17 protein-coding genes are annotated in these 18,585 nt (G+C 50.0%); 8 read left to right on the forward strand and 9 right to left on the reverse strand.

Going from position 1 to position 18,585, the window contains the following annotated elements; genetic code table 11:
• Positions 1–24 precede the first annotated feature (24 nt).
• Entirely contained in the window at positions 25–1,176 is a 1,152-nt protein-coding gene (locus ABEA66_RS06430; RefSeq protein ID WP_345586950.1) for a hypothetical protein, read from the forward strand.
• Positions 1,177–1,443: 267 nt separating this feature from the next.
• Here the strand turns inward: ABEA66_RS06430 and ABEA66_RS06435 are convergent, their stop codons facing one another.
• The gene (locus ABEA66_RS06435; protein WP_345586951.1) at positions 1,444–2,730 is read right to left on the reverse strand and encodes an MFS transporter; all 1,287 of its coding nucleotides are present in this window, start codon (positions 2,728–2,730) and stop codon (positions 1,444–1,446) included.
• 447 nt (positions 2,731–3,177) lie between these two features.
• On the opposite strand from ABEA66_RS06435, the gene ABEA66_RS06440 reads away from it, so the two are divergent.
• A complete protein-coding gene (locus ABEA66_RS06440; RefSeq protein ID WP_345586952.1) occupies positions 3,178–3,552 on the forward strand; it encodes a nuclear transport factor 2 family protein in 375 nt (124 codons plus the stop codon).
• Between the two features lie 90 nt (positions 3,553–3,642).
• Here the strand turns inward: ABEA66_RS06440 and ABEA66_RS06445 are convergent, their stop codons facing one another.
• The 3 genes from ABEA66_RS06445 to ABEA66_RS06455 all read right to left on the reverse strand — a co-directional run bounded on the left by ABEA66_RS06445 (position 3,643) and on the right by ABEA66_RS06455 (position 6,831).
• On the reverse strand, positions 3,643–4,944 hold the full coding sequence (locus tag ABEA66_RS06445) for an ABC transporter substrate-binding protein (protein ID WP_079908205.1): 1,302 nt from the start codon (positions 4,942–4,944) through the stop codon (positions 3,643–3,645).
• Positions 4,945–5,110: 166 nt separating this feature from the next.
• Positions 5,111–5,947 (reverse strand): carbohydrate ABC transporter permease, encoded by an 837-nt coding sequence (locus ABEA66_RS06450; protein WP_192701232.1) that lies wholly within the window; start codon positions 5,945–5,947, stop codon positions 5,111–5,113.
• Positions 5,947–6,831 carry a carbohydrate ABC transporter permease gene (locus ABEA66_RS06455; protein WP_345586953.1) on the reverse strand — a complete coding sequence of 295 codons (885 nt, stop codon included), beginning with the start codon at positions 6,829–6,831 and terminating at the stop codon, positions 5,947–5,949. The genes ABEA66_RS06450 and ABEA66_RS06455 overlap by 1 nt, the downstream gene beginning before the upstream one ends.
• 151 nt (positions 6,832–6,982) lie before the next feature.
• Here ABEA66_RS06455 and ABEA66_RS06460 point away from each other — a divergent pair, with 151 nt between their 5' ends.
• From ABEA66_RS06460 to ABEA66_RS06475, 4 genes are read left to right on the forward strand one after another with little or no spacing between them, the layout of a single operon-like run.
• On the forward strand, positions 6,983–8,764 hold the full coding sequence (locus ABEA66_RS06460; protein WP_345586954.1) for a cache domain-containing sensor histidine kinase: 1,782 nt from the start codon (positions 6,983–6,985) through the stop codon (positions 8,762–8,764).
• A gap of 40 nt (positions 8,765–8,804) precedes the next feature.
• Positions 8,805–10,421, forward strand: a complete 1,617-nt coding sequence (locus ABEA66_RS06465; RefSeq protein ID WP_345586955.1) for a response regulator — start codon at positions 8,805–8,807, stop codon at positions 10,419–10,421.
• Positions 10,418–10,849: a hypothetical protein gene (locus ABEA66_RS06470; RefSeq protein WP_079908200.1), complete on the forward strand. Its 432-nt coding sequence runs from the start codon at positions 10,418–10,420 to the stop codon at positions 10,847–10,849. Before ABEA66_RS06465 ends, ABEA66_RS06470 begins: the two co-directional genes overlap by 4 nt.
• A gap of 14 nt (positions 10,850–10,863) precedes the next feature.
• Positions 10,864–11,940 carry a phosphodiester glycosidase family protein gene (locus ABEA66_RS06475; RefSeq protein ID WP_345586956.1) on the forward strand — a complete coding sequence of 359 codons (1,077 nt, stop codon included), beginning with the start codon at positions 10,864–10,866 and terminating at the stop codon, positions 11,938–11,940.
• A gap of 299 nt (positions 11,941–12,239) precedes the next feature.
• Here ABEA66_RS06475 and ABEA66_RS06480 read toward each other — a convergent pair whose 3' ends face one another.
• Positions 12,240–12,485 carry an AbrB/MazE/SpoVT family DNA-binding domain-containing protein gene (locus ABEA66_RS06480; protein WP_028551173.1) on the reverse strand — a complete coding sequence of 82 codons (246 nt, stop codon included), beginning with the start codon at positions 12,483–12,485 and terminating at the stop codon, positions 12,240–12,242.
• Positions 12,486–12,616: 131 nt separating this feature from the next.
• Positions 12,617–13,081 (reverse strand): tRNA (uridine(34)/cytosine(34)/5-carboxymethylaminomethyluridine(34)-2'-O)-methyltransferase TrmL, encoded by a 465-nt coding sequence (gene trmL, locus ABEA66_RS06485; protein WP_079908198.1) that lies wholly within the window; start codon positions 13,079–13,081, stop codon positions 12,617–12,619.
• Between the two features lie 151 nt (positions 13,082–13,232).
• On the opposite strand from trmL, the gene ABEA66_RS06490 reads away from it, so the two are divergent.
• The gene (locus ABEA66_RS06490) at positions 13,233–13,946 is read left to right on the forward strand and encodes a response regulator transcription factor (RefSeq protein ID WP_079908197.1); all 714 of its coding nucleotides are present in this window, start codon (positions 13,233–13,235) and stop codon (positions 13,944–13,946) included.
• Between the two features lie 129 nt (positions 13,947–14,075).
• On the opposite strand, the gene serC is transcribed toward ABEA66_RS06490, so the two are convergent.
• Entirely contained in the window at positions 14,076–15,164 is a 1,089-nt protein-coding gene (gene serC, locus ABEA66_RS06495) for a 3-phosphoserine/phosphohydroxythreonine transaminase (protein WP_345586957.1), read from the reverse strand.
• 177 nt (positions 15,165–15,341) lie between these two features.
• Between serC and thpR the strand changes: the two genes are divergently transcribed.
• Entirely contained in the window at positions 15,342–15,917 is a 576-nt protein-coding gene (gene thpR, locus ABEA66_RS06500; protein WP_079908195.1) for an RNA 2',3'-cyclic phosphodiesterase, read from the forward strand.
• 68 nt (positions 15,918–15,985) lie between these two features.
• Here the strand turns inward: thpR and ABEA66_RS06505 are convergent, their stop codons facing one another.
• Positions 15,986–17,227 (reverse strand): DUF1501 domain-containing protein, encoded by a 1,242-nt coding sequence (locus ABEA66_RS06505; protein ID WP_345586958.1) that lies wholly within the window; start codon positions 17,225–17,227, stop codon positions 15,986–15,988.
• Positions 17,228–17,244: 17 nt separating this feature from the next.
• Positions 17,245–18,561 (reverse strand): DUF1800 domain-containing protein, encoded by a 1,317-nt coding sequence (locus ABEA66_RS06510; protein WP_345586959.1) that lies wholly within the window; start codon positions 18,559–18,561, stop codon positions 17,245–17,247.
• Between the last annotated feature and the right edge of the window lie 24 nt (positions 18,562–18,585).

The raw sequence follows: 18,585 nt of genomic DNA on the forward strand, positions 1-18,585 counted from the left end.
CGTTATGAAAGGATGGGAGCTAAGATGAGCGTAAAGCGAAAAGGACGGATCATTGGGTTAGGAATGTTCCTGATATCCTTGTCATTTGCCATGCAGGCCCATGCTAATCTGCCAGTATCCAGACTTGTCATCCTGAAGGATTCCCCGATGTACAATAACAGCTTGTCTGGGGAGCCGGCCGGTATCGTTTCCGGTCCTCAGCAGGTCAACGTCAAGGAGACCCTTCCCAAGACGGACGAGGGTGATATTGAATGGTTTTTGGTCGAAACCTGGCTCGGGGACAAATGGATTCCGGCTTCGGATAAAGTCGCTACCGGAAGCTACGAAACGTTAGATAGGGATATTACTTTGGTACAAGACACGAGACTCTACGACTTGCAGCAGAGCTTTGAACCGACAGAACAGATGCTTCCTCCACAGAAGGTGAGGGTCCTTGGAAGGTTTACTACCTTCAACTACAAGGCGCATAACGTCACAAGCGTAGGATTAAGCCAGCATACGTGGTACCGGATAGAGACGAGCTACGGAAGCAAATGGATTGCAGAGCCGTTCATTCCGGAAAACGTCAAGGCCGCTTCCGTCTCGTTCGATGCGGTGCTTGCTGAGCCGGCCGCAGTCTTTCCCTATCCGACACAGCTGAAGGAACAGCAGGAGACGCTGCCAGCCGGCACCGTTCATGTCAAGGGACTCTGGGGACCCGGAAACCGCCCCTTGGACCAGTCGGTATGGTTGAACATTTCTCTCCCTCAAGGTGACCGCTGGCTTCTGTGGAAGCGAGATATTCCGTTGAAAGCAACCCTTCTTACGGAAACCAGACTATTTACCGAGCCCTATGACAAAGCAGCGGAAATCGGATGGCTGCCTCCGGGTACCTATGACATCACCGCTAATTCGGGTGAATGGTCCTGCATCGAAACCGGTACAGGCCGTGTGTGGCTCAGGACGGCTCGAGCGCCGCTGGAAAAGCCGCATGACGTACAGACCGTCACCGACTTGATCGAGCTTACGGATCAAACGATTACATACCGTTTCCCCATCAAGGATGAAGTAAAGCATCCGGCAGGCTACTATGCTCCGCAAAAGGTTACATCCAGCGGAAAATGGATATCCGGCACAGGGGAAATCTGGTACCGCTTCGATGGCGCCGACGGCGAAGAATGGGTGCAAATATCTTAACTATTATTTTTACCCCAAAAAAAGAAGAGCTTCGCCCTTAAGGGAAGCTCAGGTTGTTTCGAAGCCCTGTTTTAACGTGAACTTTTGCTGCATATGGAGGTGGGGTATGCCTCGGAGGAGTTTACGTCCGCCTTTGAAATCCGTGAATATACCGCTTAATATAATCAAATTCACGGGTTTCAACAGCGGCTGGAGGGGCATACCCCATCGGCGTATATTGGCAAAAATTCTAATCTCTACAGGATTCCCAACATGACCAGCTCCCCCTTAAGGCAAGCTCTTCTTTTTTACATTTTTCACCGGCTCATCCTCCGGCACCCGCTCCAGCAGCCAGACCATCCCTATTTGCGTCAATGCGGCGAAAAACAGCACCCAAGGCAGCAGCTCATTCCCGCTGTAACGGGTAATAAGGATCAGGCCAAGAATGGAAACGACACGCCCGAAATTGAGGAACGTCTCACGCATAACGACCGACTCCACCCTCAGCTGCCCCTTCAAAGGCAGCGCCCCGATCAGGCGGAAGTAGAACGAGGTGATCGTATTCCCCTGAAGCGGAGAACAGATCGAGTACAGCACCATAAATAAAATGACAGTTGTGAGCGTCAGCTTCCATAAAATAAACAAGGTGCCCAGGACAAAGCCCACCGTAGAGATGACCAGAAACTTGCGGGCTCGGTCTTCCCGGCCGTAACGGGAAAGAACCAGACCCATGCCGATGCTCAGCGTCGCATAGACGACACCCAGATAGCCCACCAGATCCTCCCTGCCGACAATTTGAAACAGCAGGATATTGGGCAAGAACAGCATGATCCCCTGGAACAAGCCCATCACCCAGAAGCCGATGAGGGATTTGAACCATCGCTTGTTCTTGTTCATCAGCAGACCGACGAATTTCAAATAATATGCTTTATGATGGGAAACCTTCGTCTTGATTTTCAAGCTTCCCAGCGTAGCGATCAGGAACATGAAGAAGGCGATGGAGAACACGATCGTGTACCCCTGAAGCCCGTCATTTTGCCGGATAATGTATCCTGCCAGGGCAGGACCAATCAAGCCGGCCAATGTAAATACGATCATATTGATAGCCAGATACCGGATCCGGTTTTGCTCTGTGGATACGTCGTACATAAGGGTCAAATAGCCTGCCCAGTAGAACGAGCCGGCCGCGCCTCCAAAAATCGCAAACAAGACATAATAATCTACGACCTTCTCCTGCGCAAATACGACAATCAAATAAAAAAGCGCTATCAATCCGATGCCGATGCGGTAGGATACCATACGGTCCTTCCGCTTGATGATGAAGCCCCCCATGGCAAATGCCAGCGGCGCTATGCCGTAGTTCACGATGTAGTACATCCCGTTAATCCACAGGCTCTCGGTCAGCCTCCACAAATACAGCGTCAAAAATATTCCTGACATGGACGCGCCGAATTGAAAGCAAAAGTGAATAAATAAGGATACCTTCGCATCCCTGGATAACCGCTTATCCTCAGGTAAATACCGTTTTTTTGCCACATACCACTGTCTGCCACCCGAAATAAGCCTTGTTATCATGTCCATCCTCCGTCACCATCTGGCCGCTAATTCATACTCATTGTAACAGCGAACCCCGCTTCTGTTAAACGGACAGATTCGCGCCAAATCCCCTCGTAAGCACCTGTAAGCGGATTTAGCATTGGTTTTGCTGGCTAATCATCCCTTGATAGCTATTTCGTCCCCATTGCTTCCTATTGCTCGCTTTGCTGTAAAATAGTTCCCTGGGATCCAGTCGAAAAACCCGCCAGAACGCCCAACTCGAACAAATGCTTAAAAAAGGAACATCCATTTCATAGAAGATGGTGTACACATGGGGGGGAGTGCTTATTGATCTCGCAGGACATGCACAGGACATGTTGAAGCAATTGCTTAGGAACAGAGGTAAAGCATAGAACGGTGGCAAAACTACTAATTGGATATAATAGGTACCAGACAGACAACCCTTAGAAGAAAGGATGATTTGTAATGAAAACTTCTCTCAAGGAAAAAGCGGTGTTGTTTTTACAATTGGTGGCGTCAGGTGAAGTGCGTGAAGCATACCGGAGGTACGTTGGTCCGGGTTTCCGCCACCATAATCCCTTTTTCCGCGGAGATGCGGATTCTCTTATGCTCGCAATGGAAGAGAACGCCGCCAAGAACCCCTACAAAATCCTTGAGGTCAAGCTTGCCATCGAAGAGGACGGTATCGTTGCGGTTCACTCCCATGTAAAGCAAAAGCAAGAGGACCTTGGAGGAGCTGTGGTTCATATCTTCCGCTTCCATGACGGCCTCATCGTCGAATTTTGGGATGTGGGCCAGCCCATACCGGAGGAATCTCCCAATGAGAATGGCATGTTCTAATATTGCGGACCAGCAGCTGATCGGACTATCTTCATCGTATCTAAAATAATAAGACCCCGGCTTGCGCCGAGGTCTTTGTTGCAGCATTATTTATTTTTTCAGGCTATCCCATGTTTTTTGGAATTCGTCCAGCATTTGATCCTTCGTCTTTTGCTTCGCAACGTAGGCTTGCATGGCAGCGGCGAATTTCTGGCTGCTGGCTTCTCCGCCTGGGAACTTGAACCAGTTCCAGCTGAGCGTTTTGTTTTCTTTGCTGTATTTGATAATGTCGGCGGCCAAAGGACCCAAGATTTTCTCATCTGCCGGAATGTTCGTGAAGGCCGGGATGAACTTGAATTCTTCTGTAATATACTTTTTGCCGATATCGGAAGTAACCATCCAGTTCAGGAACTTCTTGGCTTCTTCTTTGTTAGGAGAGTTTTTGTTAATAACCCAGTTGTTAGGCACGCCGACCGGAAGCTTATCATTAGCTGCGGCATCGTCGCTGATCGGCATCGGCAGGAAGCCAACTTTAATGTTAGGGTTCGTTTGCGTAATTTGAAGCTGTGTCCAGTTGCCTTGCTGCGTCATAGCCGCTTTACCTGTAGCAAACTCGGTGACTTGCGTTTTATAGTCGGTTTGCAGCGGGTTTTTGTTGCCGTATTTCAGCTGCAGGTCGAACAGCTTCATCCAATTCTCGAAGCCAGCGTTGCCTTGGATTTTCGCTGTCCCTTTGTTCAAGCCGTCGATAAATGCGTTAGGATCAGGCTGTTGAGCGAACGGAATATTGACGAAGTGGTTGCCCAGCACCCACCATTCTCCATAACCGTTGACGAATGGCTGAATGCCTTTGTCTTGAAGCTTCTTGGCGGCATCCTCGAGCTGGGACAGCGTCTTAGGCAGCTCGGTAATACCCGCTTGAGCGAACAAATCTTTGTTATACAAGAAGCCGTAACCCTCCAGGTTCAGCGGCTGGCCATACAGCTTGCCGTTCTTGGTCATTGGCTCCTTGGCTACAGGAACCATATCCTTCACCCAAGGCTGATCGGACAAGTCCTCCAGATGCTCGATCCATTTGTCCAGATCGGTGAAGCCGCCATTATTGAAAATATCCGGCTTGTCACCCGAGTTGAACTTCGCCATCAGTGCCGCGCCATAGTCGGAGCCGCCGCCAACGGTATCGATTTGAATCTTTACCCCTGGGTTAGCTTTCTCGTATTCAGCGGCCAGCTTAGCCAAAGGCTCGGCAATTTCGACCTTGAATTGGAACATCTTGAGCGTGACTTTCTTGCCTCCGGCATCTCCGCCTGTAGTTCCTCCCGCTCCCGGAGCCGGGTCGCTCTTGGCACAGCCGGCCAGCAGGGAACCGAGCATTACCGTAGTTAAGCCTAATATTGCGATCTTCTTTTTCATTAGAGAAGCCTCCCCTTATGTTTGTTCATTTATAAAGCATGTGTCTCTATGAATCGGGTTTGTTTTGTTTACGCTTTTATTGTAAAAAAGATCACCTTCCGCGAACACGGACTATATTGAACGAAAAGGTGTAACGTATTGACCGTGATGCCGGAATAGGATTAGTTTACCCTTTTACCGAACCGGCTGTAATGCCCTCGATAATATGACGCTGCATGGCCAGGAAGAAGAGTACGATTGGAATGACACCGAGCACCAGCGCCGCGAGAGCCAAATCCCACTGCTTCGTATATTGACCGAAGAAAGAATAGGTAGTCAGCGGAATCGTCCGCAGATCCGGACTGTTCAAGATCAGCATCGGAAGCAGGAAGTCGTTCCAGATCCATAAGCTGTTCAGAAGAACGACGGTTACCGTCATCGGCTTCAGCAGCGGGAATACAATTTTCCAGAATACGCCCATTGGAGAGCAGCCGTCCACCGTAGCGGATTCCTCTATCTCCAGAGGGATTGACTTCATGAAGCCATGGTACAAGAACACATTAAGCGATACGCCGAAACCGAAATAACAAATGACAAGCCCGGGAATGCTGTCCATAAGACCGACTTCGCTGGCAACGCGGACCAGAGGAATCATGATCGACTGGAACGGAATGACCATTGCCGCAACGAAGGCAAGAAACACCAGATTATTGAAGCGGGACGGCACCCGGACAAGGCGGTAGGCGGCCATCGAGCTGATGACGATCAGCCCCAGATTGCTGAATACGGTAATGAGGAGCGAATTCCAGAACGCTTTCGGGAATTTCATGATGCCCCATACTTTGACGTAATTGCTGAAGTTCAGCGATTGCGGCAGACTGGCCGAGTTGATAAGCAGCTCGCCGAAGCTTTTCATGGAGTTAACGATAACAAAATAAAACGGGACCAGAAACAGGAGTCCAAGTATAATCCCGACGATTTCCAATGTGAGCAAGCGAAGATTGTAAGTGTGTTTCGCTTCCATTACACTTCAACCTCCTTCTTCTTCGTCATCCAAACCTGAACCATTGTAATAAGGGCTACTACGATAAAGAATATAAACGCTTTGGCCGTACCAAGACCATACCGGTTATTGCGGAACGCCTCGTCGTAAATGTTCAGCGCCACGGATTGCGTCGAGTTGAACGGTCCGCCTTTGGTCAGCGATACGTTAAGATCGTACATTTTGAACGCCCAAGAGATGGTCAGGAACAAGCAGACCGTCACGGCAGGCATAATCAGCGGAATCGTAATCTGACGAAGCGTTTGCCAGCGGCTTGCGCCATCAATATATGCCGCTTCCACGATATCTCTAGGCACATTCGCCAGCGCGGCGATATAGATGACCATCAAATATCCTGCGGTTTGCCATACGCTTACAATTACGAGACCCCAAAAGGCTGTCGGTGCATCTCCGAGCCAGGGCAGCTGGAAGAAGCCGATGTTCGTTGCTTCCCCGATCGTGGTAAACCCTTTGACAAAGATGAACTGCCAGATAAAGCCGAGCAGCAGGCCGCCGATGACGTTAGGCATGAAAAACACCGTACGCAAAATATTACGGGTTTTCAAAGCCTGTGTCAGCAGTAGCGCCAGGATAAAGCCGACACCATTGGCAAGCAGTACATTCGTGATGGTGAATTTGGCTGTAAACCAGAAGGACGAGTGAAAATCTTTATCGTCTACGATAATTTTTTTGAAGTTATCGAGTCCTATCCATTTGATCGTCGAGGTGACTCCGTTCCATTCGGTAAAAGAATAGTAAATGCTCATCAGAAACGGAACGATCACGATAATGGAGAAAAAGACGAGCGCCGGACCGACGAAAACTGTCTGAAGCATCCAATCCGACAAGCGATGCTTAGCTTTCATAGCATCTTTCCCCCTTTTGATAAGTATATCCCTAGTATAAAAACGGAAGCGGTTGAAAAACACCGAATATGGTGACCCATCAGGTGGAATTTATTGATGTCGCTTGTTACAATAAACTTGCATTTGGAAAAGATCATGAAGGGGGACGTCTATGATTCGTAACAGCATTCGCAACAGGCTGATTATTTTTTTGCTCGCCGCTACGATCATCCCGATCTCCACTTCGATGGTCATTACGTATTTTTTCACGAAGCAGACGATTTCAGCCGAGGCCATTGCCAGCAGCTCGAACCTCATCTACCAAGGGAAAACGAATATCATGAACTACCTCAAGGTATTAGAGCAGAATTCCTTATCGGTGTACAACGATACGACGCTGTACAAAATTATCGAGAACGGGGACTCGGATTACTTAAGCATCAGCGAAATATCCAGGGGGCTGCAAACTCTATATAATTCCGTCAAGGAGATTCGGCAGACGTATTTATATATAGCCAAGAGCGACCGTTCGTTCTCGATTCTGCTTGGGAACCCGCTGCGCAACGAAGGCCAGGTAGCCAAATATCTTCCTGACATGAAGGGCGTCGATTTGCGGCTGGAGCCGACCCATCTCATCCATGACTACAAGATGGGAAGCATCTTCTATGTCCCTCCGTCATCGGTTATTACACTTCACCGGTCGATCCAAAACGCGCTGACCCAGCAGGAGCTGGGAATCTTGTCAATCGATTTCAGCCTGGATGTGATAAGAACCATCAGCGAGCAGCTGACGACACCGGGACAGGATGAGCTCTACATACTGGATCAAGACGGCACGGTTATCTATGGGACCGATCCCGCTGCGGTGGGCCATGTGCTGCATGAGGATTGGGCGGAGCATCTGCTGGCCATGCCCGATAGCAAAGGAAGCTTCGAATGGAAGAGCAAGTCGTTCTCCGGCATCCATATTTACGAGCGAATGTCGACTCCCTATATGAACTGGACGCTGGTGAAGCGGATTCCATACGAGAGCTTGTACAAAAATGCGCGCGAGCTGACCAAAATCAATACGCTGATTTTCAGCCTGTTCCTGATCGTCGTCATTTCGGCAACCCTGTATATTTCGTTCCGGTTCACGGCGCCGATCAAAAATTTGATCGGATATATCAACAAAATCCAGACCGGGAATATGCAGGTCGATATTCAGGTCAACAGCAACGACGAGATCGGGATTCTTGCCCGGCGGTTCCGTCTCATGATGCAGACGATCAACAATCTGATCTTAAGTGAATATAAGCTCGATCTGGCCAATAAAACAAACCAGCTGAAGGCGCTGCAGGCGCAAATCAACCCGCATTTCTTATATAACAGCCTGCAGTCCATCGGGACGCTGGCACTGCAGCATCAGGCGCCGAAGATCTACTCCCTTCTGTCGTCCCTGGCCAAAATGATGCGCTACAGCATGAATACGGATGAAACGATCGTTCCGCTCAAGCAAGAGCTGGACCATGTCAAATCGTATTTGCAGCTGCAAATGCAGCGATTTGAAAATGATCTGTCCGTTTCCTTCGAGGTAGAAGACGATACGCTGGACATTGAGGTGCCCAAAATGATCCTTCAGCCGCTGGTCGAAAACTATTTCAAGCATGGCTTCGACCCCCGTGAGAAGTCGAACAGCCTGCGAATAGCAGGAAAGCTTCTGGAGAAGGAGCAGCTTCAGCTTATTGTGGAGGATAACGGAAGTGGGATGGAGGCAGAGAAGCTAGCCAAGCTGCAAAGGCAGTTAAGCAAGCATTTGAAGGCGTCAGCCGAGCCGTCGGAAAGCATCGGACTCCTCAATGTGAGCTCGCGGCTGCAGCTGTATTTCCCCGGAGCTGCCATGAATATCGAGGCTTGCGACCCTTCCGGAGTAAAGGTCACCATTACGATTCCGCTAGCTGCCGTAACACGATAGTCAGTTTAATGTGCCTTGGCACTTTTAGGAGGACCACATCATGAAAGCCATCATAGTAGACGATGAAAAGCATGTCCGCGAGGCCGTCAAGCTGCTCGTCGACTGGAAGCATTTCGGCATCAACGAGATCTTCGAGGCCCAGGACGGCGGAGAAGCGATTAAGCTGATTCAGGAGCATCAGCCGCAGCTTATTTTTACGGACATGATGATGCCGGTCAAGAGCGGTCTGGAGCTGCTGGAATGGCTCGCTGCTCATTATGCCTCCGGCAAAACGATCGTCATCAGCGGTCACGATGATTTTCAGTTGGTGCGTCATACCGTCAAGCATGGCGGGGTTGATTACATATTGAAGCCGATTGACGCGGAGCAGCTTCATGCCGCCGTCAGCAAAGCATTGGAGTGCTGGGTCCGAGAGGAGGAGGAGCGTCACCGGCAGAGGTTAAGCAACATCGAAATGAACCAAATCCGTCCTGTCTATTGGGAGAAGCTGCTCTCCAACCTGATAGCGGAGCCCTCTACGTATGAAGCCTATGCCTCGGCTTTAGACCGGGAATTCGGCTTGAGCCGCAGCGTGAAGGAATGCCGGTTAGCGATCATGACGCTGGATACGATGAACGCGGTGTTGAAAAAGAAGTTCGACGCCAATTCGGACCTATTATTCTTCTCCATTACGAATATAGGTAATGAGATCCTTCGTGAGGGCCGCCGCGGCGTCGCCTATCGCTACTGGAACAGTGAAGGTGAAATCATCATTCTCCTGTTCGGCCCGGATGATTCCTGGAATAACCTTCTCACCGCCATTCAACGGGGGATGGCGGCAGCGCTGCGAAGCAGCCTCGACATCGGCGTAAGCCGTGTCCATCCGTTCCCGGCAGGCCTGCCTGCCGCCTATAAGGATGCAAGAACCGCATTGCGCCGACGCAATCTGCTTACCAAGGACAAACGGGTCTATCTGCTGCCGGACCCGCTCCCTGCCTTGCAGCCTATGCTTTCCTTCAGCGACTTTGCCGAGCAGCTTCGTCTGGCCGTCCAAAGCGGCAGCGCCGAACAAATCGGCAAGGCGGTCGATGATTGGATAGCCGCCGTAAACAAGCTCGAAGTCATCACCTTGGAGCAGCTGGAGCTGTGGTGGAACGAATACAATGTCATGCGCAGCCGGTGGCTTGCCGAATGGTTCGGAGAGAAGCCGCCCGAGCTGCAAACTTGGCTGAACTCCGCTCCGTTTACGATTCCTTCGGACGAAGCGGGCTCCCTGTCCATCCCGGTGTGGAGGAAGCATCTGACTGAAAGCTTGACCGAGCTGTCCAAGCATTTGCTCGATCATCAGCACCGGGATCAGAACGTCATTTACGAGATTGCAAAGTATATTCAAAACCATTATCATCAGGATATTACGCTACAAGAGATTGCCAATCATTTCTATTTAAGCCGTGAATATATTTCCCGTAAATTCAAACAAGAGTTTAAAGTCAATTTATCCGATTATCTTAGTGACATTCGTGTTGAGAAGGCGAAGCTTCTCCTGTTAAATCCCCATTTACGGATTGCCCAGGTCGCCGAGATGGTAGGCTACGACGATGAGAAATATTTCAGTAAGGTGTTTAAAAAGACGGTTGGCCTCTCACCGAACGAGTACAGGAAGGTGAATCAACCATGAATATGCCCCTGGAGCCTGCTTCCGAGCAGCTGGTGGTGCGAAAAAGCAAGCCGGCTAAAGGCAGGAAGAAAACCTATGTTTTTTTATTTATGGGATGGACGCTATTGATTGCGTTAGGAGCGCTCGGCGCCAAGCTGTATACCGATCATTTGCGGCAGCAGATCGCCGCGGAGATTGCGGTACAGACTGAGGCGCAGCTGAAGGCGGTCCAGGAAGACTACCAGAAGCAAATTGCGGAGCTGAAGGAAAGCGTCAGCGGCGACCTTACGAAGATGCAGGGAAAGATCGATTCCTTGAACGAGCTGCTCGCCTTCACCAAGGATAGCGCCAATAACAAGACGGATAACAGCAACCAGCTGTATACGCAGCTTAATGAAGTGAAGAAAAAGCTGGATGAGTTGAAGAAAAACCTGGATGTACTGCAATAAGGAGACTTCATGAAATGCATAATCCCATTCAACTTATAAATCGAACCCTCCTGCTGGCACTGGCGCCTTTTCTCGGTATGATGATTTTTTTACTTTGTTCCCAGGTTTCCGTCCAGCTTCCCGAATTCCAGAGGTTTGCCAAAACCGATTTTTCGTTACAATCCCAATTGGAAGCATCGGGCAAGCAACTGGATAAGGCCAAGGAGGATGCAAGCCAGACCAAATCGACCATCGAGCGCTTCTTTCAGCTCTATGACAAGAGCGCTTCGGAAGTGACCGCTATGGTAGCGACGGCCGAGGCCGCATCCGCCAAGCCGAATGCTATTTTCGACTCCCGGGTGGCCACCAAGCTTGGAGGCCAGGTCGCGAGACAAACCAGCAGCACCAATATTGATTTGAAGCTTTATAATTTCAGCGACAAGAACTATAAGGGCTATGCTTTGAAGGTAAATATGAAATCCGACAAAGCGATGAAGATGGTGCTCGGCAAGGATGCCGTGGGCGGAAGCGAGACGACCCTGGATGCCGCCCGCCGCTACGGTGCTGTCGCCGGTATCAATGCAGGCGGATTTGCCGATGATAATAAATCGGGGAAACGATATCCTCTCAGCACGACCGTATATAACAGCAAATATGTGTATGGGTTTGAGCCGACGTTTGAGGATCTTGCGTTTATCGGGCTCAGTACGGACCGCAAGCTGATCGGCGGCAAATTCTCGCGCCAGGAGGATTTGGACAAGCTGAAGCCGGCCTTTGGCGCCACCTTCGTTCCTGTGCTGCTCCAAAACGGCAAGAAGCAAACGATTCCGCCGCAATGGCAAACCTCGCCTGCGCGGGCTCCGAGAACCGTGGTCGGCAACTTCAAGAATGACCAGCTGCTGTTTTTGGTCACGGACGGGTACGACGAGCGGGGCAATTCGGGAGCTACGCTTGCAGAGCTGCAGGACAAGCTCATCCAGTTAGGCGTGAAGGATGCGTATAATCTGGATGGCGGCGGCTCCTCGAGTCTTATTTATGAGGGGCAGATCATCAACCGTCCTTCTGATGGAAAACTACGTCCGTTACCGACGCATTTCTTGTTTTTTAAATAAATGTTCACATTTTGGTAATATTTTTTTAGGCAGTGATTGGTTATAATAAGGGGCAGGGGGTGCAGACTGATGTCAGCAACATTTTGGATTGTCAACTTAGTCTTCTTGATGTTTCTCGTAGCTATGTGCACTGCAGCTTATAATGACGACAAGACGAAAGGTCTTTAATCCTAAGGGCCTTTCTTGAGATCATGATGAGATAACCTACCGTTTCGAACTATCGATAACGAATGAAAAAAAGCATCACGCTCCTTAATTCAAGGACGTGATGCTTTCTGCTTTTTATCTCCTGCAGCCCTCTATTTCAGAACGCTCATTTCGCCTAAACATTCGGCGCAAATGTGACGCTCCTTAAACTCACTGACCTGCTCCATCGAGCTGCAGAACACACAGCGCGGACGATATCTCTCCAAAATAATGTGATCTCCGCTAACTAATATTTCAACAGGGTCGCCTTCATTCATCTGATAGCGTTTACGCAGCGACTTCGGAAGTACGATACGGCCCAACTGATCTACTTTTCTAACTACACCTGCCGGTTTCATCACTAATTCACCTCACTTTCCACAACAAAAAGAACCTTATAACCAAGCCCGGATACGTACAAAAGCTTGTCTTTATACTATTCGTGGCTTGTGTCAAAATTCCTGCCATATCCCCCTTAATTGTTTGTAATTTAAGTAAGGCCTGGGAACCCGTTTTGACGTAAAGCTTCATATAAAATGATAGCCGCTGAATTGGATAAATTCAGAGAACGGACCGCATCCGACATCGGCATGCGCATCAGCTGTTCCGGGTGCTCCGCCAAAATCTCGGGTGCCAGCCCCTTCGTTTCCTTACCGAAGACAAGGAAATCTCCGTCCTGGAATGTAAAATCTGTGTAAACGCGGCTTGCCTTGGTCGTGGCAAAGAAGAAGCGCCCGTCCTTATATTTATCCTTCACTTCCTGAAAGGAATCATGATATTCGAGCTTTACGGAATGCCAGTAATCCAGCCCCGCACGCTTTAGAGTCCTATCATCCGTGTTGAAGCCAAGCGGTCTTACCAGATGCAGCCACGTTCCTGTCGCTGCGCATGTTCTTGAAATGTTGCCCGTATTGGCCGGAATTTCCGGTTCCACTAGTACAATATGAAATGCCATAGCTCAATCGTCACCTCGTTTGTTCTACCTTACTATTTTATACATAAGCCGTGAGATTTAACATTCACTTTACCTATCCTTAATATGCGGTTGATAGAAGCCTGCCATAATAGAACTATCAAGCGCTAACCTACAAAAGGAGATTCGAAGGATGAAGAAGAAAATTCTTGTTGTTGACGACGAACCTTCCATTTCGATGCTTATAGAATTTAACCTGAAGCTGGTAGGCTTCGAGGTACACTGCGTATATGACGGCGAAGCTGTATTCCAAGCCATTCAACATTTTCGGCCCGATGTGATCGTACTGGACCTGATGCTGCCCAAAATGGATGGTATTCAAGTTTGCCGCAAGCTGCGTGAACAAAACAACCTGGTTCCCATTATTATGCTGACCGCGATGCAGGACTTATCGGATAAAATTGCCGGTCTTGATAACGGCGCCGACGATTATATGACCAAGCCGTTCAGTCCCCAGGAATTGATTTCCCGTATTCAGGCAATTTTGCGCCGTCTGCAGACCCTTCCGTCCACTGTAGAGAATGCACCCCTTACGGTGGGGCAAATCGAGATTCAAGCCGACCAGCGGGAGGTTACCTTACGCGGCCAAACGATAGAGCTTACGCCTAAGGAATTTGACCTGCTTCTGTTCTTATGCAAGCACCGCGGCAAAGTACTGAGCCGCCAGCAGCTGCTTCACGGCGTATGGGATTATCACTTTCTCGGCGATACGCGGATTGTGGACGTCCATATTAGCCATCTGCGGGATAAAATTGAGCACAACGCGCGAAATCCTGAATACATTGTCACTATTCGGAATGTCGGCTACAAGCTGACCGAACCAGCCATGAAGGAGTCTCTCGCCTAATCCGATTTTATTCGATAAAAATGAGTGCCGCCTTACATGATGTAGCGGTGCTCATTTTTTCTATGCCCATACCCCATTGCAAAAAGAAAGACAGTCCCCCTTGTGCAGTAAGGACTGCCGCTTCCTCTATTATCCATTGCGTTTTTGGAAATCGATCATATACTCAGCCAATGCTTTGCAAGCCTCGTAAGGAACTGCGTTATAAGCCGAAGCACGAATGCCGCCTACGCTGCGGTGTCCGGCCAAGCCAACGAAGTTATGCTGCTCGGATTCCTTCACGAATTTCTTCTCCAGCTCTTCGCTTGGGAGGCGGAAGGTGATGTTCATGATCGAACGGCTGTCCTGATCAATGTTGCCGCTGTAGAAGCCGCCGCTGGCGTCAATAACATCGTACACGAGCTTGCTTTTCTCGATGTTGTTCTTCTCCATCGCAGCAACGCCGCCGTTGTTCTTAACCCATTTCAATACCAGGTTCACCATGTAGATGGAATGAACCGGAGGAGTATTGTACAGGGAGCTGTTCTTGGCATGCGTCGTATAACGAAGCATGAAAGGAATGTGCTTCGGCTCCTCAGCCAGCAGGTCGTCGCGGATTACCGCTACGGTTACGCCGGATGGACCGAGGTTTTTTTGTGCGCCCGCATAGATCATCGCAAATTTGCTTGCATCGATCGGACGGCTCAAAATTCCACTCGTCATATCGCCGATCAAAGGAATGTCTCCCGTTTCAGGTATGTAGGAGAACTGCGAGCCCTCGATCGTGTTATTCGTCGTCATGTGGACATAGGCCGAGTTAGGATCAATATGGATGTCCTCCTGCTTAGGCAGGCTTCTCCATTTGCCTTCCTTGTTGGATGCCGCAATGACGGCTTCTCCTACCACTTTGCCTTCTTCATAAGCCTTCTCGGAGAAGCTGCCGGTGATGATGTAGCTGCCCACTTTACCTGGCTTCAGGAAGTTCATTGGAATAGTGGCGAATTGGGTGCTTGCGCCGCCGCCCATGAACAATGCTTTATATCCGGATTCAATTCCCAGAAGCTCCAGCAATAAAGCTTGCGTTTCCGCATTGATAGCTTCATACTCTTTGCTGCGATGGGAAATTTCCATCAAGGACATGCCAATTCCGTTATAATCTACAAATTCCTGTTGAGCTTGCTGTAATACTTCCAACGGAAGAGCCGCAGGACCCGGGTTAAAATTATACGCTCGTTTCGTCATGGTTTCACACCTTCACCTTGTTATTAGCATCAGCATCTTTTGATTTGATATAGGTATGATAGCAAAGTTTGTCCTAATCCATCAAGTAGTTATGCTCATTCTTCACATCATTGATACATATTTCACAAAGAGCCGGATATCTTAATTTCAAAGAACAAGAAATAAAGGGGGATTGGCATGAGCACAGACAGATTGTTTATAGCTATACCGTTCAATACCGCTGAACGTTCCTTCCTGCAAAGAGAGATGGACGAGCTTCGGGCGAGCCGTTCATTTAGAAAATGGGTTCATCCCGAAGACCTGCATATTACGCTGTGCTTCCTGGGAGATACCGACCCGCAGACGGCCGAACAAGTGAAGAGCTCCCTCACCTCTCTAACTAAGCCGATACGTCCGTTCCGCTTGCAATTTGGGGGGCTGGGTACGTTCGGTAAGCCGGATGCCCCTTCTATACTGTGGAAGGGACTGAGCGGCCAAATGGAGCCGTTACGGCAGCTTCAAGCCCGCATCGTGCAGGCCATGGAGCCTCTAGGCTTTCAGCCTGAAAACCGTCCTTATAGACCGCATATTACCCTTGCCAAAAAATATACGGGTGAAGCCCCCTATACAGAAGTCCCTCTCCCGGATATTGAAGGGTCTAATGGGGAATCCGCATCGTGGACCGTCGATCGTATTGTTTTGTTCCGCACCCATATGTACCGGCAGCCTATGTACGAAACCATCGGTATCTATCCGCTGGAAGGCTCTTTGTAACCCGACCTTCATGCAAAAACCGATCAAGCCCCAAAGGACAGGATCGGTTTTATCCTTTTAATATAAAATCAAATAAAGGCCAAACTTTCGAAGGAGCCCTTCACGACGCTCCCGGCATCGCCCTTGAGCCAGTTATTTACCAATGTATAATAAACAGAGCGGAAATCGACCTCGTACTTCAAGTCTCCGTTATCCAGATTAGTGAGGCTTGGCATGACTCCGTACATACCGCCCTTCACCTTGCCGCCCAGAACAAATACCGGGGCCGCGGTTCCGTGATCCGTTCCTCCATTGCCGTTCTCCTTCACTCTTCGGCCGAATTCGGAGAAGGCCATCGTGACGACACGATCCTGCAGCCCCTGCGCCTCCAGATCCTTATAGAACGTACCAATCGCTTCGTCCAACTGCTTCAGCAGCTTCGCATGCTGCTCCTTCTCCTGGGCATGATCGTCGAATCCGCCCAATTCTACATAAAACACCCGGGTTCCCGACTGACCCGACAGCAGCTTGGAAACGAGCTGAAGGTCGCGCGCAATGCCCGATTTGGGATACTCCACCTTGTTCTGGTACCCGCTCGTCAAGCTGTGAATGGCTTCCACGCTCTGATAGGCATCGGCTCCCCGTCGGCAGGTCACCTTGATTTGCGTTCCTTGGCGATTCGGATCGTACATATCAATAAAGGCTTTGGCTAACCGGTTTTGCTCAGCCTTCGGCGTTTTGGGATCAAACATCGTATAGGTTTCTACCGATTGAATGACAGGAACGTTAATCGTATCGGAATGAAACGCCTTGTTCGCGTTATTCCCGATCTGGAGCGCCTTGAGCGGGTTCCTCGATTGGGCCAGTGAAGACTCCACATACCGTGCCAGCCATCCCGACCGTATGTATTTCTCCGGCTCCGCCGTTTGCCATATTTCCATGGAACGAAAATGCGAGTGATCCGGCTTGGGGTATCCCACGCCTTGAATAATCGCCAGCTTGCCGTTCTTATACAGCTCGTTCAACCGGGTCAGGCTCGGATGAAGGCCTACCTCATTATTAATGGCAAGCACTTCATTCTCCATAATTTTGAGCGTCGGGCGAGCGTCAAAATACCCCCCCATGCCGTAAGGAATGAGTGTATTAATTCCGTCATTGCCACCGGACAGCTGAATGACGACGAGGACCGGCGCATCGATATTTTGCGGCTGATCCTCTGAAGCACTGCTCAGCGGAGAGCCGTCCTGTGCGAAAATCATCGGTCCTCCCAACCCGAGCGTGGCCAGCAAAGCCGTTCCTTTTAACAAAAAATCCCTTCTTGTCAGCTTCATTCCGCCCTCACTCCCCCTTATTTCATCTGTGCTTCCGGACTGATCATTATGAGCTGAAGCAGCCCTTTCATCCCTGCGGCTTTTTGTGCCGAATGTACGAAGGTATCCTCCGCGTATTTCGTAAGTACTTGTGCGGTCTGTTCCCCGAGATACCATACACCCGCATTTTGCGCAAATTGATGCACCCAATCCTCGGCTGTTGCTTCCGCATCCAGCTTATAGTCGTTCCCGCCAAACAGCGCATTGTTAATGCGTTTGGCTACCGATTCGGCGAACAGGTACCGCGCCAGCAAGCTGGTTGACATTAGCCAAGTGGCTCCGCCTCTCCAGCCGGCCACATCGGGCGGCAGGTACAGCTCCTGCCCCATCTTCCTGGAAGCCTGGGCGAAGCCTTTGGACATGGGAATGCGGAACGCTCGAAGAATCCCCACGACGTATTCAACAGGCGTCTTGACCAAGCTCCCCTGATACTTGGAATCGTAGAACGTGTCGGACAAGAACAGCTTCGACAGCACCTCGCCCACGTTATTCGATTCGGCGAAATCGGCCGCCACCTGTTGGACCCATTCCTCCGGCGGATCATCCACAGCAAAAAACTTCAGCAGCTTGGTCGCCATAAAGTGATGGAGCGCCTCTTGATTAAACAGCACGTCAATGGTGCTGCTCTCATCGAAATTCCCTTTCTCTCCGAGAATGGTCTTGGTGCCGCCATCGTGCTGGCCTTTGTTGAATTTCAGCTCATCCTTCTGCTTGCTGTAGGACCAACCGGTAAAAGCACGTGCCGCTTCCCTGATGTCCTGCTCCGTATAATTGCCGATCCCCAGGGTGAACAGCTCCATTACCTCGCGGGCATAGTTTTCGTTGGGCTTCCCCTTCTTGTTATTGTTGGAATCCAGATACAGCATCATTGCAGGATCCTTGCCGACCTCCAGCACCAGATCATGAAAGCTGCCTAGGGCATATTTCCGGAAAAGCTCGTTCTGCCTGACCATCAGCGAAACCTCCTTAACCTTCTGGTAGGAGGTGGCGAAATGACCATGCCAGAACAAGGCCATCTTTTCTATTAACGGCGCCTCCGATGTGACCATACGGTACAGCCAATACGTTTGATGGTCCCCGATAGAATCCGCCTTCAGCTCCTTGCCGTCGGCCTTGACCTGAGCAAGCGGCAGCAGCTCGCTCCCGCCCCCGGTTAACGCTTCTCCTGCGAGGATCCGCCGGACCGTTTCTTCCTTTCCCAATTCAATGCAAACGCTAACATCCCGTTTATCCACATAGAAGCCTGTACGGCTTAGCAGGTGCACAGCTTCCTTCTCCGTCCATGCTGCCCCCATCTTCGCACCACCCGTTTCACTAGG

The organism is Paenibacillus vulneris, from assembly GCF_039543185.1.
Taxonomy (GTDB): Bacteria; Bacillota; Bacilli; order Paenibacillales; family NBRC-103111; genus Paenibacillus_S; species Paenibacillus_S vulneris.